The following is a 21,695-nucleotide window of genomic DNA, read 5'->3' on the forward strand; positions in this document are numbered from 1 at the left end:
GCAGCTTTATACTTTTTTAATTCATCCATCAGTTAATAAACGTAAAAACCATCAGGAAATTTTACTCCAGACAGATTTACTTCTCTGGGCAGCTAAAAATTCTTTTAGTGCCTGATTTTCAGGCAAAAGCAGATCGGTGTCTTCTTCCAGGATCTTTTCTGCGCTGGCGCGGGCGGCGTCGAGGATGGGTTTGTCCGCAACAATATCCGCCAGTTTAAAGTCGAGTACCCCGCTCTGGCGGGTGCCTTCAATATCTCCGGGGCCTCTCAGTTCCATATCTTTCTCCGAAATAATAAATCCGTCGTTGGTTTGCACCATTACGTTGATCCGTTCGCGGGAATCCTGGCTTAGCTTATTACCGGTCATGAGCACGCAGAAGGACTGTTCCGCTCCGCGGCCCACCCTTCCCCGCAACTGGTGGAGCTGCGACAGCCCGAAACGTTCGGTGCTTTCTATCACCATTACAGAGGCGTTGGGCACGTTCACCCCTACTTCAATAACGGTGGTGGCTACCATAATATGGGTATCGCCGGTTACAAAACGCTGCATGTTGGTTTGCCGCTGTTCGGCCGGCTGGCGGCCATGTACCATACTGATATAATACTGCGGTTCGGGGAAGAAAGCTTTCACCTCTTCATATCCTTTCATCAGGTTTTCATAGTCCAGCTTCTCTGAATCTTCGATCAGCGGGTATACGATGTATGCCTGTCGTCCTTTCTTTACTTCTTCCTTTATAAAATCCATTACCTGCGGCCGTTGATATTCGGTGCGGTGCACGGTAGTAATGGGTTTACGTCCCGGGGGCATTTCATCAATAACGGATACATCCAGGTCGCCGTAAATGGTCATAGCCAGTGTTCTTGGTATAGGCGTTGCCGTCATAACAAGAATGTGTGGCGGGATGGTATTCTTTTCCCATAGGCGTGCCCGTTGTGCCACGCCGAAGCGGTGTTGTTCATCCACGATGGCCATTCCAAGATTTTTGAACGCCACTTCTTTTTCCAGCAGGGCGTGGGTGCCAACGAGGATATCGATGCTGCCATCGAGGGCGCCGGCCAGTATCTGCTTACGTGCCTTGCCTTTGATGCTGCCGGTAAGCAGTGCTACCTTTACATCCATCCGCTCCAGCAATTCGGAGATGCCTTTAAAGTGCTGCTGCGACAGGATTTCCGTGGGCGCCATAAGGCAGGCCTGGAAGCCGTTGTCTTTTGCCAGCAACATGGATAGCAGTGCTACCATTGTTTTACCGCTGCCTACATCTCCCTGCAGGAGGCGGTTCATCTGCCGTCCGTGAACGGTATCTGTCCTTATTTCTTTCAATACCCTTTTCTGCGCGCCTGTTAAGGAAAAGGGAAGATGATTGTTATAGAATTCATTAAAAGATTCGCCTACTGCACCAAACACAAAGCCGTGTGATTGCTTGTGTCTTTTGAGCTTTAACCGGCATATACGGATTTGTGCAATAAACAGTTCTTCAAATTTCAGCCGTCGTTGTGCCAGCCGTGCGTCGTCTTCGCTGGCGGGCAAATGGATCCTGAAATAGGCCATCGCACGGGGCATGAGCCGGTATTGCTGTAATACTTCTGCGGGGATATTTTCCCTGATTTCCAGTGGAGATAATTGTTCCAGCAGGTTTTTGGTCAATTTTCCTATAGCCTTTGCCGTTAGTCCGCGGGCTTTGAGTTTTTCTGTGGTATAATAAACCGGTTCCAGGAATTGTTTACCGGTAGCAATTTCTTCTGTGAGCAGGTCCACCTCCGGGTGTGCCAGCTGGGTAACGCCATTGAATACGGAGATCCTGCCGAATACGAGGTAGGCCACATTTTCCTTCAGTGATTTCTGCATCCATTGCCAGCCCTGAAACCATACCAGGTCGATGGTGCCTGTTTCATCTTTAAAAGTAGCCACCAGTCTTTTCGACCTGTTCTCTCCCATTACCACCATGTTGATGATCTTTCCGCGGATCTGCACAAAATCTTCATACCCGCTGAGGGAGGCAATTTTATCAATCCTGGTACGATCTACATAACGGAAAGGAAAATATTGCAGGAGGTCGCCGAAGGTATATACTTTGATTTCTTTACGCAGCAGTTCTCCTTTCTGCGGGCCTACTCCTTTCAGGTATTCTATCGGATTTGATAATATGGCAGTAAAAGTAGAAATGGTTATTTCGTTTTTTGTGAACAACAAAAATAAAAAAGGCAAGTGGTAAAAACTCACCACTTGCCTCTTTTACTAAAAAAACAATTATAAAACTATTCGGCTATTGCATCTACTTTTCCTTCCACGAACTGTTTCATCCACTCGGTGGTAACAGATTTCGGTCTTTCCAGGGAAAGTCCGAGTGCCCTGTCCCAGCAAAGGGAAGCCAGTACGCCTAATGCACGGGATACGCCAAACAACACGGTATAGAATTCATATTCCACCAGGCCGTAGTGTACCAGCAATGCGCCGGAGTGAGCATCTACGTTAGGCCATGGATTCTTTACCTTGCCCAGGTCCTGCAGGATTGGCGGCACGGTTTCATACACTTGCCATACAATTTTCACGAGTTCATCGTTTGGCAGGTGTTTTTTGGCAAACTCCATCTGTGCGGTAAAGCGTGGATCTGTTTTGCGTAAAACCGCGTGACCGTAACCGGGTACTACTTTACCATCGGCTAATGTTTTGCGTACGTAGGATTCAATTTGTTCTTTAGTTGGAACGCCACCACCCAGTTCTTCACGCATCTGGAGTATCCATTTGATCACTTCCTGGTTAGCGAGGCCGTGTAACGGACCCGCCAAACCGTTCATACCCGCGGCGAACGACAGGTAAGCATCGCTCAATGCGGAACCTACCAGGTGCGTCGTGTGTGCGCTCACGTTACCACCTTCGTGGTCGGCGTGGATCACCATGTAAAGGCGCATCAGTTCTTTGAAACCTTCATCAGAGTAACCGAGCATGTGTGCAAAGTTACCTGCCCAGTCGAGCATGCCGTTTGGCTGAATATGCTGGCCACCTTTATATTTACGGCGGTAAACATATGCTGCAATACGTGGCAGACGGGCAATGAGGTTCATGGTGTCCTCATAGGTATAGCTCCAGTAATCTTTTTTATTAATTCCTTCTGAGTAAGCCTGTGCGAAAGCAGATTCTGTTTGCAGCGCCATGATACCCACGTTGAACATGGTCATGGGATGTGCAGTGATCGGGAGAGCTTCAATAGCATCAAAAACGTGGTTGGGTACATGAGAACGGCGGCCCCACATGCTGGACAGATATTGTACATCTGCCTCAGTAGGCAATTCGCCGATCAGCATCAGGTAAAATAAACCTTCGGGTAAAGGTTCTGCGCCACCTGGTGCTTTTGGCAGGTGTTCTCTTAATTCCGGGATGGAATATCCGCGAAAACGAATTCCTTCATTGGCATCCAGCAGGGAAGTTTCTGTTACCAGGCCGGTTATACCGCGCATACCCTGATAAACCTGTGCCAGTGTTACCTCCTCAATTTTCTTGGTGCCGTGATTCTTTACCAGGTCTTTTACTTCAATGTTAAGTTCATCTGCTTTAACCTTGAATTTCTCTTTTATGTACCCCATTTTACTGCTATTGTTATTAATGAAAACAAAATCGATCAATAGTCAAAAGTAATGATTTGTTAACGAAGTTACCACCCTTTCGTGGTATTTAATGCCAAATTAACAACGATTCCCGGATGAAAAAGTAAGGCGATATAGTCGCAGCGGGCTTCATTAACAGTATATTTATAAGCCGATTACGAATATAATATATAACACATCTATATAGACGTTAAAGAAATGTAAAATTTTCAGAATGAATTGAAAATATTGAAAGAAAAATAGCGGTGATTTTAGCGAAGGTTGTCGTGGAGGTTGTCGCGGAGGTTGTCGCGGAGGTTGTCTTTCTCAGGATTACGCTGATTTTGCTGATTGACTTTTTTGAGATTTGGGGAGATGGAAACGGAGGTTGTAGCGGAGGTTGTCTTGAGCACTGATTACGCTGATTTTGCTGATTGACTTTTGAGATTGGGGGAGATGGAAGCGGAGGTTGTAGCGGAGGTTGTCTTGAGCACTGATTACGCTGATTTTGCTGATTGGCTTTTGAGATTGGGGGAGATGGAAGCGGAGGTTGTCTTGGGCGCTGATTACGCTGATTTTATTGATTGGATTTTTGTGATTTTGAGGGAAGTTTGGAATTTTCAGGGAAATTGATGGGTAAATTTTATTGAATGAAATTGGGGGAGGATGGTGGTTGAATTAGGATTGAATAAAGGTTGAATAAGATGGGACTGATATTGACTGTGGAATACTTCATTTTTACTTTGCATGGGCTTAGCATATGCTTGAAAGATGCTTGATACATGCTTAATGTATGCTGATGACCCGGAGGTGATGTGGAGGTGACGTGGAGGTGACGTGGACTTGAAGCTAAGATTGTTTGTGGCAGGGCTTTACAGACGAGAAAGTATATGGCGCTTAGACGCAGTGCAACCATATAAGTGAAACAGTGTGCTAATATAACTGTGAAAATGACTCACCAGCATTCAATAAATCTTTACCGTTAAATACTATCCGCCTTTTTAAATTATCTATGGAATAATGAGGGTAAAAAGCTTTTAAATTCATTGAATTTTCCGAAAAATCACATAAAAGCGAAATTAAACCAATTCCCCAGAGAAAAACCAATAGACGAATTAAAATCTAACCAGCGTACTAATATTCCCAAATCCCTGCCAAAATCACGAAAATCCAATCATAAAATCAGCGTAATCAGCGCCCAAGACAACCTCCGCTAAAATCTCCCCAAATCTCAAAAAGTCAATCAGTAAAATCAAGGGAATCCTGAGAAAGACAACCTCCGCTACAACCTCCGTTTCCATCTCCCCAAATCTCAAAAAGTCAATCAGCAAAATCAAGGGAATCCTGAGAAAGACAACCTCCGCTACAATCTCCGCATCATTTGGGGGCCTGGCGATACAGGTAGAACGCCAGGGCGCCGAACAAAATATTGGGGATCCACACCGCCAGCAGCGGGTTCAGGTCTGCTTTTACAGAAAATACGGTGGCAAATTGCAGGAATATGATGTAGCTGGCGCTGATCACAATACCTACTGCCAGGTGCAATCCACTTCCGCCCCTCACCTTCTTGGCGGCGATAATGCCACCGATCAGGGTAAGGATCACTACTGCGAAGGCGGCGGAGGTTCTCCTGTAATATTCTACCCAATAGGTATTCAGTCCTTCGGCACCACGGATGCTTTCCCGCTGGATGTATCGCCTGAGATCGGGCGTGGTCATGGCTTCCTGGATATTCTTTTCGTCGACCAGGTCTTTGGGGACCAGGGGTATTTTAAGCAGGGTATCCTGTTTGCTGGTCCAGGTTTCCTTCAGGCCGTTCATGGTGCGCATGGATACGTAGTCCAGTTTCCACTTTTTGGCGGTGGAATCCCAGCTGATACGGTCGGCTTTGAGTTTGAAAGTCATGGATTGTTTATTCACAACAGACAGTACAAAATTGCTCCCGCTTTTATAGTTGGGATCGTAAGTACCGAAAGTTACATAGGTAAAGCTATCGATACGGGTGGTGCGGTCGTATTGTGATTTCTCGTCGTCGTGACTATGGAGGTATTTATTTTCAAAGCTGGTACGGATGCGGTTGGCGTTGGGAACTACCCAGTAGTTGGCGAGCCAGAGTACTCCCCCGAACAGGAAGGCGCCCATCCAGTAGGGACGCAGAAAACGGCGAAAGCTTACGCCGGCAGCCAGTATGGCGATGATCTCCGAGCGGTAGGCCATCTTGGAAGTAAAAAAAATAACTGACAGGAATATAAACAGTGGAAACAGTAACGCCAGGATATGCGGGATAAAGCCGAAGTAATAATCCACTATGATTTCATGCAGCGACAGGTGATGCTTCATGAAGTCATCCACCTTTTCCGTAGTGTCGATCACTACAGAAATCAATAGGAATATCATCAGGGAGTAAATGAAAGTACCTATGAGCTTGCGTAAAATGTACCAGTCAATTTTAGTCATGACCCCAAAGATATTAGTTTATTTTATAGTCCGGACTTTTACAGGCGTGTTTTCAGCTGATTGATCATCCCGGTTTTCCAGGTGGCGAAAGTGCCGGCCAGTATTTGCCTGCGGGCTTCCTTCACGAGTTCCAGGTAAAAGGCCAGGTTATGGATACTGGCTAATGTCATGCCTAAAATTTCGCCGGCTACAAACAGGTGTCGCAGGTAGGCCCTTGAGTAGGTGCTGGTAGCAAAGCAGGGGCTGTTGGCATCCACGGGGCTAAAGTCGGTTGCCCATTTTTTGTTCCGGATGTTGATAACGCCGTTCCAGGTGAACAGCATTCCGTTACGGCCGTTGCGGGTGGGCATTACACAGTCGAACATATCGATGCCGAGGCTGATGTTTTCCAGGATATTCCAGGGGGTGCCCACACCCATCAGGTAACGGGGTTTGTCGGCGGGCAGTGATTCGCATACCAGTCCGCACATTTCGTACATTTCATTTTCCGGTTCTCCTACGCTGAGGCCACCGATGGCATTACCGGCGCAATTGCGGGAGGCAATGTATTCCGCGGAGGCTTTGCGGAGATCCTTATAGGTGCTGCCCTGTACGATCGGGAACAGGGTTTGTTCATGACCGTAGGCAGGTTGGGTGTCGTTGAGGCGTGTGATGCAGCGGTCGAGCCAGCGGTGCGTGAGTTCCATCGACTTGCGTGCATAACGGTATTCCGACGGATAGGGCGGGCATTCATCAAAGGCCATAATAATATCGGCTCCGATGGTGCGTTGGATATCCATTACATTTTCGGGCGTGAAGAGGTGGCGGGAGCCGTCGATATGCGACTGAAAAACCACGCCTTCTTCTTTGATCTTGCGGTTGGCTGCCAGGGAAAACACCTGGTATCCGCCGCTATCGGTGAGGATGGGCCGGTCCCAGCCATTAAATTTATGCAGGCCACCGGCGAGCGACAACACTTCCAGGCCGGGTCTTAAATAAAGGTGATAGGTATTGCCAAGAATGATCTGAGCCTGTACATCTGCACGCAGCTGTTCCTGTGTAACCGCTTTTACGCTGCCAACAGTACCTACCGGCATAAAAATGGGCGTTTCTATTTCCCCGTGGGCAGTGGTGATTTTCCCGGCCCTGGCATTGCTGCCGCTATCTGTAGTTATCAGTTCAAAATTCACTCGTCGATATTTCAGGCCGCAAAGATATTGAAATGAAGCGAAGATCGAAGCTGGTGGATTTTGCTGCGGGAGGCAATCTCTCCAATGTTCATAATTAATTCTTTTACAGATAATAAAAATATTATATTTTTGCGGTCATTATGCTAGACCATCTAGGTGAAATTGCCTTATACTCTTTTGCTGCCATAGCCGGGATACAGATCATTTATTTTCTTTTTGTGTTTTCCCGGGTAGCTTTCTATAGACGTAAATTTGACCTGGACCATGCACCGGACGGGCCTTTTTCGGTTATCATCTGTGCCAAGGATGAAGAATTGAACCTGCAGAAAAATCTGCCGGGCGTATTGCAACAACGCTATCACCAGCACATGAAACCCGAATACGAGGTGATTGTGGTAAATGATAACTCTGAAGACGACACCAAGTACTACCTGCGCTCCATTGAGCCAGGTTATCCACATTACCGGCATATAGAGATCAAGCAGGCGGCTAAATTCATTCCCGGCAAGAAATACCCGCTTTCCATCGGTTTGAAGGGCGCCCAGTTTGAAAAGGTATTGCTTACGGATGCCGATTGCAAACCGGGCAGCACCTACTGGCTTTCGCTGATGAGCCAGGGCTTTACCGATAAAAAGGAAATAGTGCTGGGATACGGCGCTTATCATAAAAAGCCGGGGTTCCTGAATAAGATTATCCGGTATGAAACCTTTTTCAGTGCGCTCCAGCATCTTTCCTTTGCCATGAGCGGTATGCCTTATATGGGTGTAGGCCGTAACCTGGCTTATAAAAGAGAGCTGTTCTTTAAACACAAGGGGTTTACAAGCCACCAGCATCTTGCCAGCGGGGACGATGATTTATTTGTGAACACGGCGGCCAACCGGAAAAATGTGGGAGTGGTAATAGACAAACAGGCTTTTACCTACTCCGAGCCGAAGCTGAGCTGGAGAAGCTGGTTCCAGCAAAAAACCCGGCATATGTCTACCGGTAAGCATTACCGTTTCGGTCATAAGTTTGTGCTGGGATTATTTTCGCTGACGCATTTCCTTTTTTACCCGGCGTTTATTTTCGCTTTATTTTTCCCGCCGCCCATACTCTGGTATGTGCTGGGAATTTTCGCGGGGAAAGTGCTGATACAGTCCATTATTACTTATGCCGCCATGCGCAGGCTGGATGAAAGCGATTTGTTTAAATTCAGCTGGCTGATGGATATTTTCATGGTATTATATTATATCATTTTTACACCGGCCTTGCTTTTCAAGTCAAAAAATAAATGGTAATAAGCAGCAGGCAATAGCTTTCTGCTTATTTGCTTTTGCTTTACTTTTGCCGCATGGAAGTTATTTTAAAGTATTTCAGCGACTTCACACCGGGACAGCTGTCGCAGTTTGAGGCACTGCAGGGATTATACCAGGAATGGAACGAAAAGATCAATGTGATATCCCGTAAAGATATAGACGCCTTATATGAAAAACACGTATTACATTCTCTCAGTATAGCCGCTATAGCGGAGTTCCAGCCAGGCACCCAAATCCTGGACCTGGGTACCGGCGGCGGATTCCCGGGTATTCCCCTGGCCATCTTTTTCCCGGAAGTACAATTTCACCTGGTAGATTCTATTGGTAAAAAAATCAAGGTAGTGGAGGGGGTAGCGGAAGCGCTGCAGCTGAAAAACGTTACTGCGGCGCACAGCCGCGTGGAAGACATTAAGAACCGGAAGTTTGACATCGTGGTGTCCCGTGCTGTGGCTCCTTTGGGAGACCTTTGGCGCTGGAGCAAGCATGTATTAAAGAAATCCACCGTACCTGGTAAGCAGTTTGAGAAGGGGCTGATTTGCCTGAAGGGCGGGGATCTGGCCCAGGAAATTTCCGACAGCGGCTTAAAACCACGCCTGGTAAAGGTGTATGATATTTTCCCGGAAGAAAGTTTTAAGGAGAAGTTTGTGGTATTGGCTAAGAGCTAAACCCGGTTTCCAGTGTAGTGTGGTGGATGCCCAGGTGTTCCAGTTCATGGCGCAGTTCTTTCTTCAAAGCTTCTGTGCCGGCAGCGTCCAGCTGCGGATCTATGGTTACCTGGGCCGTTAAAGCGTTTTCGGTAGTGCTGATCGCCCACACATGAATATGATAAATATCTTTCACCCCTTTCACGGCCAGTGCTTTTTTTCTTATTTCCTGTAAGTCGATGTCTTTGGGCACCCCGTCCATCGACAGGCGCAGGCTGTCGCGCAGCAGCCCCCAGGTACCGATTACAATTACTACCATTACTATTATACTCAGCAGGGGATCCAGCCAATACCATTTGGTGTAGATGATCAGGATACCGGCAACTACGGTTGCCATAGATACCAGGGCATCGGCAGCCAGGTGGAGGTAGGCTCCTTTTATATTCAGGTCTCTTTCTTTGTCTTTGAAAAACAGCCAGGCCGTAAAGGCGTTGATGAAAATGCCGATGCCTGCTACAACGGCAATGGGGGTTCCGGGTACTTCGTAAGGCTGACTGAAGCGGCGGATGGCCTCGTATCCGATTACGCCTACCACAATAAGCAGCAGCATAGCGTTAAACAGGGAGATAAGAATTGTACTTTTGCGGTAGCCATAGGTATAGCCGGGGTTGGAGGTAATTTTAACCAGGCGGAAACCCAGCAGTGAGAGGGCCAGGCTGGCCACATCGCTGAGATTATGCCCGGCATCGGCCATGAGGGCCAGGGAATGGGTGAGGAAACCGGCGATAAACTCGGCCGCCACAAAAGCCAGGTTGAGGGAAATACCCCATATAAAAGCCCTGTTAACCTGGGCGTTGTTAAGTGCCGGCGTATGAGCGTGGGCATGATCATGCATAAACGACTGATTTCCTTGTACGTAATTTAAGAAGATTTTTTTTCGTCCTTATAAAATATCCGCTTCGCTGCTTCGTCATCCTTATTAAGATGAAACAGCTGGTCCTTACAAATAGCATTATGGCCATAGAGCAAAACGAACGCATACAGGCAACCGTGAAGCAGGAACGCAAGCGATTGCTGCATTTTATCCGGCAACGGGTAAATAATGCGTCCGATGCAGAGGATATTTTACAGGATGTTTTCTATCAGTTTACCGAATACCTGCGCCTGGGAAGCCAGGTAGATTCTATCACCGGATGGCTTTTTGCCGTAACCCGGAATAAGATTACCGATTGGTTCCGTAAGAAGAAAGAAACTCCTTTTTCCGAATTCACGCGCGAGATAGAAGGCGAAGAAGTGCTATTTCTCCCCGAACTACTTTCCGACAAAAACATGGAGGCAGACACTCCGATGGCGAAAAAGATTATGTCGGAAGCCATCATGCAGGCCATTGATGAGTTACCGGCCGATCAGCGGCAGGTATTCCTGCAGCACGAACTGGAGGGGAAATCCTTTAAGGAAATGAGTGAAGAAACCGGCATCGGGGTAAATACCCTTTTGTCACGCAAACGTTATGCAGTGCTATTCCTGCGGGAACGCCTGGCAGAGCTGTACAACGAATTACTTAACGACTGATTTAATTAAAAAGATATGAGAAACAATTTTGGCAGAAGAAGAGGACTACAGGTGCTCAAATTTGTGATAATGGGAGCGCTGTTTGTTACAGTTGTGGGATTTGCCACCATGCTATTATGGAACTGCCTGATCCCTGAACTGTTCCACGGGCCGGTCATTACTTTCTGGCAGGCGCTTGGCCTGATGTTACTGGGTAAGTTACTTTTTGGATGGCATAACCATCACGATAAATTTAACCGTGGCCGGGAATGGAAATCCCGCCTGAAAGACAGGATGGCGAACATGACGCCGGAAGAACAGGAAAAAATGAGAGAACACCTGCGCAACCGCTGCAGAACCGGGTTTGGCGCATGGAAACGTGACGACTGGCATCGTGATCCGGACAGCAGATGGGATCGTGACCGTGACCCTGAACAACCTAAAAACGAAGAAAAAGAATCACACTAAAAACATTTGTGCGATGATAGGAATATTCAAAACCAATATAGGCAGCCTGGAAGAGCGTCAGCAGATGATCCAGGCCATTGCTTCCAGCTTCCCCGTTGGGTCATGCCATGTAGACCTGGACGACTGCGATAAAGTATTACGCATTGCCGACTTACAGGTGGAAGAGAATATTATTATAGAATTCGTTCAAAAACAAGGTTTTGAATGCGCTGTGCTGGAATAATCTGAGATTTTTCCACAGCAAATCAATATTCCCGGGCCATGTGGCGGTTTTATTATACATAAATTCATTTTATATGTAATATGCTATTGGCCGGTTCGCAAATCTGACGTAACTTCAAAGAGAATGCAGCGGCCCGGGTATATTGTTTACAAAGCCAGGTATTGTGTATCTGAAACCCTCTAAATTTTGTTTCCTATGTACCTGAACCAGCACGAGATCAAATCTCTCTTAAATACCAGTTTCGATAACTTCGTGGATTTTGTGAATACGTTGCCGGATATACGTTTTACCGCATCCCCTTACGGTAAGTGGTCTGCCGGCCAGCAGCTCGATCATCTCACCAAATCCATCAGGCCTGTAAGCAGCGCCATGGGATTTCCCAAGGTAACCCTGCTGTATTTCGGCACCAGCGCCATGCCATCACGGTCGTACGATCAGCTAGTGGCTGATTATGAGCGGATACTGGATGCCGGCGCAAAGGCTACCAGGGCCTATCAGCCCGGGGTGATCTATCCTGCGCAGCGACCAGCGTTACTGCAAGGTTTTCTTCTCCAGAAAAATAAACTGATCAACAAACTGGCTGCCTGGTCGGAAAGTGACCTGGATAAGTATCGCCTGCCACATCCCCTGCTCGGAAAAATTACCATCCGCGAGATGCTGTATTACATTGCGCATCATAACGAACATCACCTGAACAAATTAAAGGACCAGGAATTACAGGGCCACACCTGGCAGAACCAATTACAGCAGCTGATATTCTGATTTTTTAGGTTAAATTGTTTCTACTTAAAAAATCATCATGGCTACAACTGCGTTAGTCATCAGCGGCGGCGGCTCCAGGGCAGCTTTTGCTGTTGGCGCCCTGAAGTACCTCTATTCACAACAACCAGCCATTGCATTCGACTTTTTTTGTGGCACTGGTATCAGCGCATTAATTGCTCCGCTTGCAGCTTTGGGAGAAATTGGCTTGCTGGAAAAATTATTCACCAGCAACACCACCGCCGACCTGGTAAGCACCAGTACCATGTTGCAACGCTTCCCCCAAAACAACTCTCTTTACAACGCCACCGCCCTTACCCATAAAATTACCAACATCTTTACCGACGCCCGCTTCCGGGCGCTGCAACAGCTGAACAAAGAAGTATTTGTGACCGCGCGCTGCCTGCAAACCAATCGTATCACCTACTTTTCTCCATCGGGCACGGATATGGTGAAAAAGGATTATGAGGTTATATCGCTGCACGACAATTATACATTCCGTGAAGCCATGCAGGCATCCTGCAGCATGCCGGTGTTTATGCCACCGGTGGAAGTGGCTTCCCTTCCCGATCATGTGCAGCAGTTCACCAATGCAGGAGGCGCACACTATCATCCCGTTAAACTGGCCATAGAAAAAGGCGCCGCCGAAATCTATGTTATCCTGCTCACCCCGGAAACACCCGGCGAAGATGATATCTTATTCAAAAATTTACTCGATATCCTCGAAAAACAGGTGGATAACAGCACCAATGAAATAGCGGCCACCGACCTGGAAATAACACAGCTCATCAACCAGTCGCTGACTTATCTTGATACAGTAAAAGATCACCTGAAAAAAAAGGGCATCCCTGCCGCCGACATCGATGCGTGTTTTGATCTTCCCGCCGCTAACCCGTTCAAGGGAAAAAGAACAGTAAAGCTGCATGTCATCCGCCCGAAAACAGCGCTGGATGTAGCTATGGGAGGACTCGAATTTATACCGCAGGCAATGAAAGAAATGATGGAAGCCGGGGAACAGCGGGCAGCAGAAGTGTTGCAACTGCTGTAAAAAAATACCGGGATGCTGCTTTTGCAAACAACATCCCGGCGCATGCTTTATTACTGGTGTGTGTTAAGACACTGCTTTGTTATTACTTCTGTCCACATCGGCCATACGCTGACTGGGATCTATTTCCAGCTCCTTAATATCTCCGAGCGGGGTATCCAGTTCCACTTCATAAACAGGATTAGTCCAGTACCAAACGGGATCGACTATACGCTTTACATCCGGGTATTCGTTAGGTTTTTCGCCATACATGATTGACAACGGAATATAGTGCAGCACCTTATTACCGCTCTTATCTGTTACCATAAAATCAATGGGCATCGGCATATATCCTACCCTGCGCAAACGCACTATTGTTTTATTTCCCTTTGCAAAAACACTGTCGATACCATAGTCGATATGTTTTACCGCATTGATAAAATATTGTTTGTACCAATCCAGTTCTATCCCGCTTTCTTTCTCCATTACCCGTACAAAATCATTTACGTTCGGATGTTTGAAACGCCACTCGTTATAATAGCGTAACAGGCCGTTGTCGCGGTTTTTAGCGCCAATTACATAACCCAGCTGTTCCAGGAACACAGCGCCTTTGGAGTAAGCGGTAAGACTGTAACCATAATTGGTATTAAAGTGATCGGCATGTGTGGTAGCGGGTTCTTCGAACGGACTTCTTGCCAGCGCAAAATAGCCGGCATAAGCATCTTCCTGTGCATCGCGGCCTTTCAGTGAATCGACTGTGTTAAAGATCACATTGTTTTCCGCGAAGGTGGTAAAGCCTTCATCCATCCAGGGATACAGGCTTTCGTTGGTAGCCAGCATTCCCTGGTACCAGCTGTGCATCCATTCGTGCATGGCTACACCGTACAGGCCATCCATTTTACCGTTGCCCATGATGAGCGTGCCCATTGGATATTCCATACCGCCGTCGCCACCTTGTATGAACGAATACTGCTCATACGGGTAAGCGCCGTAATGTGCTTTGATATAGGCATAGGCTGCCGGCACCATTTTGGCCAGCTGAGGCCAGGTATTGTGCGTGTATTCGTTGTCGATATAAAAGAAGTGCGCCGTAAAGCCATCCACTTTCTGTGTGATGTGTTTGTAATCCGGGTCGGCGGCCCACATAAAATCATGCACATTGGGCGCAATGAAATGCCAGGTGAGCGTTTTGCCGGTGGGAGGCGTTACTTTGACGCCTGGTTTCTGGTAACCATGGCCAATCTGATCGGGGTTTTGCAGGTAGCCTGTACCGCCAATCACATATTTTTTATCGATGGTAATCTTTACGTCATAGTCGCCCCATACACCATAAAATTCGCGGGCGATGTAAGGGGTGGCGTGCCATCCTTCATAATCGTACTCGCACATTTTAGGATACCATTGTGACATGGAGAAGTCCACTCCTTCTGCGTTATTGCGGCCACTGCGACGGATCTGTACCGGCACCTGTGAGGCAAACTCCATGTCAAAAACGGCTTTGGAATGCGGAAGAATCGGCTTATCCAGCGGCACTTCCAGGATAGTTTCCACTACTTTGAAGTCCTGTGGTTTTCCATCGCGTTTCAGGGAGATGATTTTCTGGTAACCTATTTCATCTGGTTTCAGTTGGGAGATGCGGTCACGTACGCGGTTATCCCAGTCGCGGCGTTCGTTCCCTTTCTTATCTTTTCCTATTACAATTTTGCCCAGTTCGCGGCTGCGTACATCCATCATGCTACCGGGCTGAAAGGCGTTCCAGTAGAGGTGATAAAAGACTTTCTTTAATGTATCGGGGGAGTTATTGTAATATTCAAGGTGTTGTTGTCCTGTGAACTGATTAGCCGGCGCATCCACCTTCACATCCATCGTATACTTTACTCTCTGCTGCCAGCGGTCTGACTGAGCGCTTAGTTTTAACCAGCTGCCCGCCAGCAAAGCGATGGCCAGACAGCTACCTGTTGTAACCCGATACTTCATTCCGTTTCATTTGGTTTAAAACAGCTAAAATAAGGATGATTTGGCGATTTTGCCGTTGATATTTGATGAATGCGGGCGGTGGAAGTAAATCAGGAGAAACTGTGGAGGGTGAGTCCGAGAAAGTCCGCGTACTGTTGTGCGGCTGGTTCAAAAGTTTTGAGTGTGGCTTTTTTTAGTGGTTTAAACGGATCGGTAGTGATGGTGACGCTGTCTTTTTTAAAGCTGCGTTTCCAGGTGCCAATGATTTGCCCGTTTTGCACCATGATGGGGTTGAAGATCCCGTTGATCGTCATTACTTTTTTGGCAAACTGCATGTCTATCAGTGTGCTGCGGTCTTTATAACCGATGAAATATTCATCGAAGGCGGGCAGCAGCAGGGCGGTGTCATGTGCGGTTTGTTTTTTTCCGGGGGCCATCCAATAGGCCGTGCCGCTTACATCCAGTGGTTTTAATGCAGATTGGGCGCCTTCCAGTCCGGTTTTAGCATCTGTGAGCGACAGGCCGGCCCATTGGGCAAAGTCCGGTAAAGTAGCCGGGCCGTGGCTGATGAAGTAGCGTTTGGCCAGGGTAACCAGCGACGTTTGTTTGTTAAATGTTGCTGTGCCGGGCAGCCATTCATCCAATAAGGTGTAGGTAAATTGTTTTCCGCTGAGGGGGCCGTTGCAAATAATTCCGTCTGCCGCAGCATGATAAATGATGTGGTTCATGCGGTGGTCGTCGGTATTAATTCCTTTTTCCTGCAGCAGGGTGATGAGTTCTTTGCGGGTGAGGTGGTTGCCTCCCTGCAGTGCTTTGGCGATGTATTGATTGGTTTTCTGCAGGAGGGCGTTGTCCATGTCCAGTTTGCGCATCATGCTGCCCATGCGGGCTTTTATAGTGGGGGCAATGAGTTGGAGTATCCAGCGTACATCGGCGGCCGCCAGGAGGTGCAGGGTACCGCGGAAGGCGGTAGTGCGGATAATGGATTTATTGCTGATCGCTTTTTCGATGTCTGCATCAGTGCTGCCGGGGAGCCGAACGCCAATACCCCATTTGCTGTTGGCATGCTCCTGTGCCTGCATGGCGCCGAAGAAGGCTACTATGTCCTGTGGTTTTTTGAAAGATGTTTTGAGCAACTGCTGATGCTGGAGTCTTAATGCAGCAATATCAATAACGGGCATGGCTAAATGATTTGTTATACAAAACAACAGCACGGGTGTGACAAAGGTATGTCAGCAACCAACCTGAAGTTAAAGATAATTATTCAACGCCCTGAACCACTACTACGATTTCTCCTTTTACACCTTTTTCAGCGAAGTAATCGTGTACTTCCTGGAGTGTGCCACGTTTATTTTCCTCGAACATTTTGGTGAGTTCGCGGCATACGCAGCATGGACGGTCTGGTCCGAAATACTGGATCAGGTCGGAGAGGGTTCTGAGCAGCCTCATGGGCGACTCATAAAAAACGATAGTCCGTTCTTCGGTGGCCAGTTTTGTAAAGAGGGTGTGGCGGCCTTTTTTGAGGGGGAAGAATCCTTCAAAGGCGAAGCGGGTCATAGGGATACCGCTGTTTACCAGTGCGGGTACAAAGGCGGTGGCGCCGGGAAGGCATTCCACCGGTACGCCGGCGCGGGCGCATTCCCTTACCAGTAAAAAACCGGGATCGGAAACACCGGGTGTACCGGCATCCGTGAGCATGGCCATTGTTTTACCACCCTGCAGCTGTTGCAGGAGGTGTTGTACTATTTTATGCTCATTATGCTGGTGGTAGGGCGTAACGGGTTTATTGATCTGGTAATGCCGCAGTAATACGCTGGAAGTACGGGTATCTTCCGCGAGGATGAGATCAGCTTCTTCGAGTACTTTTACGGCCCGGTAGGTAATATCGGCGAGGTTGCCAATGGGAGATGGAACGAGATATAATTTCATAATTTAATTACGAATTACGAATTACGAATGTGTGGGGAGATGCAGTCCGGAGACTTTACCAGTCATCTCCCCACAGCTCCGTTATCCGCAATTCGCAATTAATTATTGTATTTGTACTTCAAAAGATTCCATTACCTGGTTTGCCAACAGTTTCTGGCAGGCATTTTCAGCGATCTGCCTTGCTTCTTCCTGGCTGGCGGCTTCAATTTGCAGAGTAATGTGTTTACCAATACGTACATCTTGTACCTGGCCCAGGCCGAGGTTCTTGAGACCACTCATTACCGCTTTACCTTGCGGGTCTAATAATTCTTTCAGTGGCATCACATTGATATGTGCAGTAAAAGTCATTGTGCTAGAAATTTTGCCGCAAACCTACATCAAAAAATCCAGAATGTTAAACCGCTTCTATTTTGGGCGGCGCCACTACCGATAATATTACGTAACAAATAAATATAAAAGGAACGGCAGCAAACTTCAGGAGCGGTATGCTCACCAGGGTGAGCCCGATCAGTAAGAAGCGGGGCCAGTTGTGTGCCAGGCTTTTGCTTTTGAACTTCAGGCTGATCATGGGTATTTCCGCCACCATCAGGTAGCAGAGCACGGCAATGGTGATATATAATACCCAGATATTCTGGAACCAATGTGCCAGGTTGAAGGGATTAAATAAAAGGATAAGTGGGAAAGAGGCCACCAGCAAGGCTACTGCCGGAGTAGGCACGCCAATGAAACTTTCGGATTGACGGGTATCTATATTGAACTTGGCGAGGCGGTAAGCAGCGAAACAGGGTACCAGTAAGGCCGGCGCCAGGTTGAGAATAGATACGTCAAATACGTCGGGTTGCTGAAAATAAGCGCTGCGCAGGAGGCGGTATAACATCATGCCGGGCACTACGCCAAAGGTAACTACATCGGCCAGCGAATCGAGTTCCTTGCCCATAGGCCCTGATACTTTGAGGAGGCGGGCTATCATGCCATCAAAAAAATCAAAAATCCCTGCAATCACTACCAGAGCAGATGCCCAGTATACAGGTTCAGGGCTGATAATCGTATAGTCGGTACCGTTAATTTCCGCGCGGTATTCAGGCGCATGCAGTATGCAGATAATGGCCAGTGCACCGCAGAAGAGGTTACATAGGGTAAGAATATTCGGTATTTGTTTCATTAACTGTGATTATGATGATTTTGTGATTATCCTGATGAGCGAAGATAGAATATTGACAATTATATTATATCATCTATCTTTTAATCTTTGCTAAGCAGGATAATCACAAAAAAACACCTTTATTTTTTCGCCATCAGGGCTTCAATTTCATCTGCCGTGATAGGAATATTCTTCATCAGGTCTACATTACCATCGGCGGTGAGCCAGATATTGTTTTCAATGCGGATACCCAGTTGTTCTTCTTCAATATAAATACCTGGTTCGATGGTCATTACAGCGCCTACCGGGATAGGTTGATGGAAAGAAGGGCCGAGGTCGTGCACATCCACACCCAGGTGATGGGAAATACCGTGATACAGGTATTTGCGGTATGCCGGTGTTTCCGGGTCCTGGTTTTTCACCTGTTCTTCTGTGAGCAGACCGATTTTTATGAACTGTTTAGTGGCTTCCTCTCCTACCATTTCGTGGTATTTGGCGATGGTAATGCCCGGGCGGAGGATGGATTTGGCGTAGTTATGCAGGTGCAGGCAGGCATCATATACCTGGCGCTGGCGGGGCGAAAACTTACCGTTTACCGGTACAGAGCGGGTAAGATCCGCATTGTATCCGCCGTATTCTGCACCGAAGTCCATCAGGATTACTTCACCATCCTTACATTCCTGGTTATTAGAGATGTAATGCAGGGTGCGTGCGCGGTCGCCGGAGGCGATGATAGAACTATAAGCTTCACCGGCAGAGCGGTTACGCAGGAATTCGTGTAAAATTTCCGCATGGATTTCATGTTCCCATACGCCGGGTTTAATAAATTTCAGCAGGCGGCGGAAAGTTTTTTCCGTGATGTCCATTGCTTCCTGCATCACCTTGATTTCTTCCGGTGTTTTTACCGCGCGCAGTTCTTTAAAGATAACGGCTGCACGCAGGTAGTTATGGAGCGGGTAGCGTACTTTCATTTCCTGTACATAGCGGTAGTCTTTTACCGGTACCTGGTTTGCCTTGCGGTTATTTTCGTTGGAATTCAGGTAGATGTTGGCGGCTTCGTTGATCCACTGTTGTAAAAGCGCATCCAGGCTATCGAGCCATACTACAGTATTCATACCTGACACCGCATATGCCTCGTCTTTGCGCAGCCTGTGCCCATCCCACTTTTCCTTTAACTCGTTGGGCCGTACCAGCACCAGTACTTCGCGGTACTTCGGGTCGGGGTTATCGGGATATAGCACCACCATCGTATCCTCCTGATCAATGCCTGTGAGCCAATACAGATCAGCATTCTGTTTGAACTTGTACAACGCGTCGCCATTGGTGGGCAGTTCGTCATTGGAGTTGATAATAGCTATAGACTGTGGCTGCATTTTAGCCACAAAACGCTGGCGGTTCTTCACGAACAGCTGCGGATCCAAGGGCAGATTCTTCATATCGCTTAATTTCAAATGAGGCTTCAAACCTATGTAAAATTCGGGAGGTAGAAATATGAAAATGGCCGGAACCGGCAAATCGGTCAATATCTGCACCATTAAATGACAAAATCGTACTAATATTTCCTTACAATTATTTAATAGTATATTCTCTCAATTGTGGTTAGATAATTCCGCAATGAAAAGTAGACATTCTGAAGATATCGCAACAACTACCTCAAACCGCTATTTAATTTCTAAATTTCAATGGTATAACACCTATAAAATTTGACAATATCAAAAAATCGCTAGTTTTGCTTTTACACCAAAACAATCTTGCTTTTATGCAAATGAGTAGCGTAAGGAATCCTGTTGCTGACTTACGGGGACTTGGCATAGAGAACGTAACGAACGTCTATTACCAACTTTCACCCGAGCAACTGGCGGAGCAAACGGTCGCCCGTAAACAAGGGGTATATGCCGATTCAGGGGCATTAGCTGTAAATACCGGCGAATACACCGGCCGCTCACCTAAAGACAAATTCATTGTAAAAGACAACATCACCACAGACACTGTTAACTGGAACGATTTTAACCTCCCCATTTCTGAAGAAAATTTTGATCGTTTATATAGCAGAATCACCCGTTATTTCAGCGGGAAAGATGTATGGGTACGTGATTGCTATGCGTGTGCCGACCAGGATTACCGGGTCAACATCAAAGTAATTACAGAACTGCCCTGGTCAAGTCTGTTTGCCTACAACATGTTTTTACGTCCTTCGGAAGATGAACTGGATTACATGCACCCCGACTGGACCGTGATCCAGGCGCCCGGCTGTTTGGCTGATCCCGCCACTGACGGCACACGGCAGGGAAATTTCTCCGTCGTGAATTTCACCAAAAAGATCATCCTCATTGGTGGCAGCGCCTATACCGGTGAAATTAAGAAAGGTATTTTCACGATCCTGAATTATGAATTGCCGCACAACAAAAATGTGTTAAGCATGCATTGCTCCGCCAACGTGGGCGATGACGGCGACACGGCCATCTTCTTTGGTTTGAGCGGTACCGGCAAAACCACGCTCAGCGCCGATCCTTCGCGGAAGCTGATCGGCGACGATGAACATGGCTGGACTGCGACCGGCGTCTTTAATTTTGAAGGCGGTTGTTATGCAAAATGTATTGATCTTTCTGAAGAAAAAGAACCACAGATATTTCATGCCGTCCGTGAAGGCGCGCTACTGGAAAATATCAACTTTTTCCCCGGCACCAATACTGTGAACTATGCGGATTGCCGGATCACCGAAAATACCCGTGTATCTTATCCGTTGCCGTATATCGACAATGCCATGGAGCCTTCTATCGGAGGTATTCCAAAGAATATATTCTTTCTTACCTGTGATGCTTATGGCGTATTACCACCGGTTTCCAGGTTATCGCCCGGGCAGGCCATGTACCAGTTCATTTCCGGTTACACCGCTAAAGTAGCGGGTACGGAAGCGGGCATTACAGAGCCGAAGTCCACATTCAGCGCCTGTTTCGGTGCGCCGTTCATGCCTCTGCACCCGGCGCAGTATGCACAGATGCTGGGTGAAAGAATGCGGAAATACAACGTAAACGTATGGCTGGTCAACACCGGCTGGACCGGCGGCGCTTATGGCACCGGCAGCCGTATGAAATTGTCGTATACCCGCGCTATGATCACTGCGGCATTGAATGGCAGCCTGGATAAGGAAACATTCCATACGCATCCTGTATTCGGTTTTTCAATCCCCGACCGTTGCGCCGGCGTTCCGTCCAACATCCTGAACCCACGCAATACCTGGGAAGACAAAGCCGCTTATGACAAGCAGTTGAGAGACCTGGCCGGGCAGTTCATCCGCAATTTTGAAAAATATGCGGGAGCTGCAGCACCGGAAATCCTGGCTGCGGCGCCTAAAATTTAATAAATAAAGTACTGTGATCCGGCTCTTCCGTTGTATACATCAACAAGAAGATTTATATTTAAGTTTTGCCTTATAATTTCCACTGAACAACTCGTAAGTTCCTGACGGGCGCAATGCCTGAGCAAAGCAAGTTCCTT

At 47.4% G+C, this 21,695-nt stretch carries 20 protein-coding genes; 8 read left to right on the forward strand and 12 right to left on the reverse strand.

Features of this window, described 5'->3' with window-relative positions:
* Positions 1 to 51: 51 nt before the first annotated feature.
* The 5 genes from recG to tgt form a co-directional block, all read right to left on the reverse strand.
* Complete coding sequence (gene recG / locus ACLHR0_RS03830; RefSeq protein ID WP_436484859.1) at positions 52 to 2,190, reverse strand: ATP-dependent DNA helicase RecG; 2,139 nt, start codon at positions 2,188 to 2,190, stop codon at positions 52 to 54.
* Between the two features lie 65 nt (positions 2,191 to 2,255).
* Positions 2,256 to 3,581, reverse strand: coding sequence for a citrate (Si)-synthase, eukaryotic (locus tag ACLHR0_RS03835; protein ID WP_370909366.1), 1,326 nt, complete (start codon positions 3,579 to 3,581; stop codon positions 2,256 to 2,258).
* Positions 3,582 to 3,853: 272 nt separating this feature from the next.
* The gene (locus tag ACLHR0_RS03840) at positions 3,854 to 3,994 is read right to left on the reverse strand and encodes a hypothetical protein (RefSeq protein WP_436484862.1); all 141 of its coding nucleotides are present in this window, start codon (positions 3,992 to 3,994) and stop codon (positions 3,854 to 3,856) included.
* Between the two features lie 964 nt (positions 3,995 to 4,958).
* Entirely contained in the window at positions 4,959 to 6,038 is a 1,080-nt protein-coding gene (locus ACLHR0_RS03845) for an LptF/LptG family permease (RefSeq protein ID WP_370909365.1), read from the reverse strand.
* Positions 6,039 to 6,076: 38 nt separating this feature from the next.
* Positions 6,077 to 7,207, reverse strand: a complete 1,131-nt coding sequence (gene tgt / locus ACLHR0_RS03850; protein ID WP_429061637.1) for a tRNA guanosine(34) transglycosylase Tgt — start codon at positions 7,205 to 7,207, stop codon at positions 6,077 to 6,079.
* Positions 7,208 to 7,347: 140 nt separating this feature from the next.
* Between tgt and ACLHR0_RS03855 the strand changes: the two genes are divergently transcribed.
* Both ACLHR0_RS03855 and rsmG read left to right on the forward strand, forming a co-directional pair.
* Positions 7,348 to 8,484, forward strand: a complete 1,137-nt coding sequence (locus ACLHR0_RS03855) for a glycosyltransferase (RefSeq protein ID WP_429044861.1) — start codon at positions 7,348 to 7,350, stop codon at positions 8,482 to 8,484.
* Between the two features lie 53 nt (positions 8,485 to 8,537).
* Positions 8,538 to 9,167, forward strand: coding sequence for a 16S rRNA (guanine(527)-N(7))-methyltransferase RsmG (gene rsmG / locus ACLHR0_RS03860; protein WP_436484865.1), 630 nt, complete (start codon positions 8,538 to 8,540; stop codon positions 9,165 to 9,167).
* On the opposite strand, the gene ACLHR0_RS03865 is transcribed toward rsmG, so the two are convergent.
* Positions 9,157 to 10,041 (reverse strand): cation diffusion facilitator family transporter, encoded by an 885-nt coding sequence (locus tag ACLHR0_RS03865; protein ID WP_429044857.1) that lies wholly within the window; start codon positions 10,039 to 10,041, stop codon positions 9,157 to 9,159. The genes rsmG and ACLHR0_RS03865 overlap by 11 nt on opposite strands.
* 89 nt (positions 10,042 to 10,130) lie before the next feature.
* On the opposite strand from ACLHR0_RS03865, the gene ACLHR0_RS03870 reads away from it, so the two are divergent.
* The 5 genes from ACLHR0_RS03870 to ACLHR0_RS03890 all read left to right on the forward strand — a co-directional run bounded on the left by ACLHR0_RS03870 (position 10,131) and on the right by ACLHR0_RS03890 (position 13,195).
* On the forward strand, positions 10,131 to 10,718 hold the full coding sequence (locus ACLHR0_RS03870) for an RNA polymerase sigma factor (protein ID WP_370909360.1): 588 nt from the start codon (positions 10,131 to 10,133) through the stop codon (positions 10,716 to 10,718).
* Between the two features lie 15 nt (positions 10,719 to 10,733).
* Positions 10,734 to 11,165 (forward strand): hypothetical protein, encoded by a 432-nt coding sequence (locus tag ACLHR0_RS03875; protein WP_429044855.1) that lies wholly within the window; start codon positions 10,734 to 10,736, stop codon positions 11,163 to 11,165.
* A gap of 13 nt (positions 11,166 to 11,178) precedes the next feature.
* Positions 11,179 to 11,388 (forward strand): hypothetical protein, encoded by a 210-nt coding sequence (locus ACLHR0_RS03880; RefSeq protein ID WP_079469342.1) that lies wholly within the window; start codon positions 11,179 to 11,181, stop codon positions 11,386 to 11,388.
* Positions 11,389 to 11,583: 195 nt separating this feature from the next.
* Entirely contained in the window at positions 11,584 to 12,150 is a 567-nt protein-coding gene (locus ACLHR0_RS03885; protein ID WP_370909358.1) for a DinB family protein, read from the forward strand.
* A 37-nt stretch (positions 12,151 to 12,187) separates the two neighbouring features.
* The gene (locus tag ACLHR0_RS03890; RefSeq protein WP_436484869.1) at positions 12,188 to 13,195 is read left to right on the forward strand and encodes a patatin-like phospholipase family protein; all 1,008 of its coding nucleotides are present in this window, start codon (positions 12,188 to 12,190) and stop codon (positions 13,193 to 13,195) included.
* 63 nt (positions 13,196 to 13,258) lie between these two features.
* Here the strand turns inward: ACLHR0_RS03890 and ACLHR0_RS03895 are convergent, their stop codons facing one another.
* From ACLHR0_RS03895 to ACLHR0_RS03920, 6 genes are all read right to left on the reverse strand, one after another.
* Positions 13,259 to 15,148 (reverse strand): M1 family metallopeptidase, encoded by a 1,890-nt coding sequence (locus tag ACLHR0_RS03895; RefSeq protein ID WP_429061642.1) that lies wholly within the window; start codon positions 15,146 to 15,148, stop codon positions 13,259 to 13,261.
* Positions 15,149 to 15,237: 89 nt separating this feature from the next.
* Positions 15,238 to 16,308 (reverse strand): winged helix DNA-binding domain-containing protein, encoded by a 1,071-nt coding sequence (locus ACLHR0_RS03900; protein WP_436484871.1) that lies wholly within the window; start codon positions 16,306 to 16,308, stop codon positions 15,238 to 15,240.
* 79 nt (positions 16,309 to 16,387) lie between these two features.
* Entirely contained in the window at positions 16,388 to 17,056 is a 669-nt protein-coding gene (rsmI, locus tag ACLHR0_RS03905; RefSeq protein ID WP_370909354.1) for a 16S rRNA (cytidine(1402)-2'-O)-methyltransferase, read from the reverse strand.
* A gap of 102 nt (positions 17,057 to 17,158) precedes the next feature.
* Positions 17,159 to 17,404 carry a phosphoribosylformylglycinamidine synthase subunit PurS gene (purS, locus tag ACLHR0_RS03910; protein ID WP_142683702.1) on the reverse strand — a complete coding sequence of 82 codons (246 nt, stop codon included), beginning with the start codon at positions 17,402 to 17,404 and terminating at the stop codon, positions 17,159 to 17,161.
* Between the two features lie 46 nt (positions 17,405 to 17,450).
* Positions 17,451 to 18,218 carry a CDP-alcohol phosphatidyltransferase family protein gene (locus ACLHR0_RS03915; RefSeq protein WP_370909353.1) on the reverse strand — a complete coding sequence of 256 codons (768 nt, stop codon included), beginning with the start codon at positions 18,216 to 18,218 and terminating at the stop codon, positions 17,451 to 17,453.
* A gap of 119 nt (positions 18,219 to 18,337) precedes the next feature.
* Complete coding sequence (locus ACLHR0_RS03920; RefSeq protein ID WP_429044845.1) at positions 18,338 to 19,633, reverse strand: aminopeptidase P N-terminal domain-containing protein; 1,296 nt, start codon at positions 19,631 to 19,633, stop codon at positions 18,338 to 18,340.
* Between the two features lie 323 nt (positions 19,634 to 19,956).
* Here ACLHR0_RS03920 and pckA point away from each other — a divergent pair, with 323 nt between their 5' ends.
* Complete coding sequence (gene pckA / locus ACLHR0_RS03925) at positions 19,957 to 21,558, forward strand: phosphoenolpyruvate carboxykinase (ATP) (protein ID WP_436484875.1); 1,602 nt, start codon at positions 19,957 to 19,959, stop codon at positions 21,556 to 21,558.
* Positions 21,559 to 21,695: the final 137 nt, after the last annotated feature.

The sequence above is a fragment of the Chitinophaga sp. ARDCPP14 genome, from assembly GCF_051362515.1.
Classification (GTDB): Bacteria; Bacteroidota; Bacteroidia; order Chitinophagales; family Chitinophagaceae; genus Chitinophaga.

Coding starts and splice junctions, on each gene's coding strand:
- pckA (WP_436484875.1), top strand. CDS start 19,957: ATGCAAATGAGTAGCGTAAGGAATCCTGTTGCTGACTTACGGGGACTT.
- rsmG (WP_436484865.1), top strand. CDS start 8,538: ATGGAAGTTATTTTAAAGTATTTCAGCGACTTCACACCGGGACAGCTG.
- ACLHR0_RS03890 (WP_436484869.1), top strand. CDS start 12,188: ATGGCTACAACTGCGTTAGTCATCAGCGGCGGCGGCTCCAGGGCAGCT.
- ACLHR0_RS03875 (WP_429044855.1), top strand. CDS start 10,734: ATGAGAAACAATTTTGGCAGAAGAAGAGGACTACAGGTGCTCAAATTT.
- ACLHR0_RS03835 (WP_370909366.1), bottom strand. CDS start 3,581: ATGGGGTACATAAAAGAGAAATTCAAGGTTAAAGCAGATGAACTTAAC.
- ACLHR0_RS03880 (WP_079469342.1), top strand. CDS start 11,179: ATGATAGGAATATTCAAAACCAATATAGGCAGCCTGGAAGAGCGTCAG.
- ACLHR0_RS03920 (WP_429044845.1), bottom strand. CDS start 19,633: ATGAAGAATCTGCCCTTGGATCCGCAGCTGTTCGTGAAGAACCGCCAG.
- ACLHR0_RS03855 (WP_429044861.1), top strand. CDS start 7,348: ATGCTAGACCATCTAGGTGAAATTGCCTTATACTCTTTTGCTGCCATA.
- purS (WP_142683702.1), bottom strand. CDS start 17,404: ATGACTTTTACTGCACATATCAATGTGATGCCACTGAAAGAATTATTA.
- ACLHR0_RS03885 (WP_370909358.1), top strand. CDS start 11,584: ATGTACCTGAACCAGCACGAGATCAAATCTCTCTTAAATACCAGTTTC.
- ACLHR0_RS03845 (WP_370909365.1), bottom strand. CDS start 6,038: ATGACTAAAATTGACTGGTACATTTTACGCAAGCTCATAGGTACTTTC.
- ACLHR0_RS03870 (WP_370909360.1), top strand. CDS start 10,131: ATGAAACAGCTGGTCCTTACAAATAGCATTATGGCCATAGAGCAAAAC.
- ACLHR0_RS03895 (WP_429061642.1), bottom strand. CDS start 15,148: ATGAAGTATCGGGTTACAACAGGTAGCTGTCTGGCCATCGCTTTGCTG.
- ACLHR0_RS03900 (WP_436484871.1), bottom strand. CDS start 16,308: ATGCCCGTTATTGATATTGCTGCATTAAGACTCCAGCATCAGCAGTTG.
- rsmI (WP_370909354.1), bottom strand. CDS start 17,056: ATGAAATTATATCTCGTTCCATCTCCCATTGGCAACCTCGCCGATATT.
- ACLHR0_RS03865 (WP_429044857.1), bottom strand. CDS start 10,041: ATGCATGATCATGCCCACGCTCATACGCCGGCACTTAACAACGCCCAG.
- ACLHR0_RS03915 (WP_370909353.1), bottom strand. CDS start 18,218: ATGAAACAAATACCGAATATTCTTACCCTATGTAACCTCTTCTGCGGT.